Source organism: uncultured Thiodictyon sp., from assembly GCF_903828115.1.
In the GTDB taxonomy this organism is placed as follows: Bacteria; Pseudomonadota; Gammaproteobacteria; order Chromatiales; family Chromatiaceae; genus Thiodictyon.
The window spans coordinates 1-2,116 of sequence record NZ_CAIKKU010000669.1; the positions used below are offsets into that span (position 1 = coordinate 1).

General features: G+C 64.3%; 3 protein-coding genes. All 3 read left to right on the top strand.

The window, feature by feature from the left end:
• Positions 1-726 (top strand): hypothetical protein (locus QZY48_RS25225; RefSeq protein ID WP_295436258.1); only part of this gene is annotated, 726 nt, incomplete at its 5' end.
• Positions 727-805: 79 nt separating this feature from the next.
• Complete coding sequence (locus QZY48_RS25230; RefSeq protein ID WP_295436260.1) at positions 806-949, top strand: hypothetical protein; 144 nt, start codon at positions 806-808, stop codon at positions 947-949.
• A 121-nt stretch (positions 950-1,070) separates the two neighbouring features.
• Positions 1,071-1,955 carry a phosphatidylglycerophosphatase A gene (locus QZY48_RS35020; protein WP_366929777.1) on the top strand — a complete coding sequence of 295 codons (885 nt, stop codon included), beginning with the start codon at positions 1,071-1,073 and terminating at the stop codon, positions 1,953-1,955.
• Positions 1,956-2,116 lie beyond the last annotated feature (161 nt).

Here is a 2,116-nt window from a genome sequence, read left to right on the forward strand (position 1 = left end):
GGCGCTAGGATAATCTCGATTACGACAACGACAACGACAACGACAACGGCACGATACGCATTCCCTAACGATTGTGATGACCTGGCCGTAAGCAAACGCGTGACACCATACCCCACAGGAGCCGCTACCATGACCGAGCACATCTCCATCCAAGACCCGGAAGACTATGCGCCCGAAGACCTGATACGCCTCGCTGAAGTCCTCTTCTCACCGCTCAGCGACGTGGCCGAACTGGAACGGGTCTGCATGACCCTGGCCCATCTGCCCACCCCCGAGGCCCAGGACCTCTTGCAGCGCTTCACCTCCTCCCCGCGCGCCGCCGAGGTGAGTTGGCTCGAATGTGCCGTCGAGGAGGGGCAACAGGTCCTGATGGAGCCAACGAATGAGCTGGAGGAGCGCGAATTCCTTACCCTGAAGGTAATCCAAGAGTTGATCGACGAATCATGCGAACTGGAAGCCGACCTCAGCCAGAAGCGGGTCTCCATCGAGAAGGCGGAGATCCGGCTGGGCGCCCTCCAAGCGCTCGCCGCGGTCGGCAAGTACGACCCAGTCGCGCTTCTCGGTTATTCCGGCGGTATCGATTGCGACCGCAATCACATGGACGAACTGACCGAAGAGATCGCCCTGAAGGAGGCCATGATCAAACACCTGCGCAACTCCATCACCACCCCCAGATACCGCAACACCGACCCGGCGTTCATGCGCCATGTACATTGGGATGCCTGAGACCGCCAAGTAACGAGTCGAGAACACGCTAGACACAAACACGATCGTTGTCGTGGTCGTGGTCGTAATCGGAGAACCGATGCCATTTGGGGAGCGAGAGAATCCGGGGCGTCACGATAACTCCAATTTCGATTACGATTACGACAACGACAACGACAACGACAACGACAATATCGACAATGGCGCTAAAGGCATGCTCGAATGGACTTGTTTAACCTATTAGTGAACCGTTCCCCAGGGGCAGCAGGCGCTTGGTGTCGCGACCGGGCTGATCGAACGCGTGCCCGCGCGTCCCGCCCTTCACCCGAACGCCCGACTCACTGCCGACCCTATCCAGGAACCCCATGACCGACCAGACCCCGACCCCGCTGACCGACTTCACCCGCCGCGCCGTGGCCGCCCGTGCCCTGATCCAGTCGCTGCTGACTGAGTTGATCGGGCCGGTCGACCTCAAATACGACTTTTTCCGTGAATGGAACGGCTGCTGGAAGGCGCGCGTGGACCTCACCGGGGCGGCGACCGGGCGCCTGGAGTTCACCTTCCTCTCGACCCCGGGCGGCGGCCTGCTGGCCCTGCCGCGCCCCCTGCCGGAGCGCTGGCGCCTGATGACCGGCATCCCCGCCGACGACGGCACCCGCTGGACCCTGGACGCGGCGGGCCTGCTGGTGCCCTTTGCGCCGCCGGCCGGCGATGCCGACGGACGCGCGGCGCCGCCTGCAATCGGTTCTCTCGATCCGGCGCCGGGCGCGCCTCGACCCACGATCACGCGGCGTGATCGAGCCATCCTGTTCCTCGCCCAAGGCTTCGGCACCGGGCGCCTGCCCAAGGCCCCAGGCACCTTCGGCACCCTGCCCGGGGTGCTGCTCTATCTGCTCCTGGCCGGTCTGCCGCTTGCACCCTATCTGGCGGTCACCGCGGCACTCCTGCTCATCGGCATCCCGCTGTGCGGCCGGGCGGCGCGGACCCTGGGGGAAAAGGACCCGCCCTCGGTGGTGTGGGACGAGATCGTCGGCTATCTGATCACGATGATCGCGATAACCCCGAGTTGGCCCGCGGTCGTGGCGGGGTTCGCCGCCTTCCGGCTCTTCGATATCTGGAAGCCCTGGCCGATCGGGTGGATCGACCGCCGGGTCGGCGGGGGGTTGGGCATCATGCTCGACGACGTGGTGGCCGGACTCATGGCGCTGGGCCTGATGCACCTGGGCCTGGCGCTGGTGGACTGGATTTAGGGGGTTTCCTGGCCAGGGCGAACGGACCCGCCCCCGGCCGGGTGCGCGATGCGTACCCTACAGCTACAGCCACCGGACGCTCTCACGGACCGGGCACCGTTGTCGTTGTCGTTGTCGTTGTCGTTGTCGTAATCGTGGTCGGATTATTCGATTACGACAAC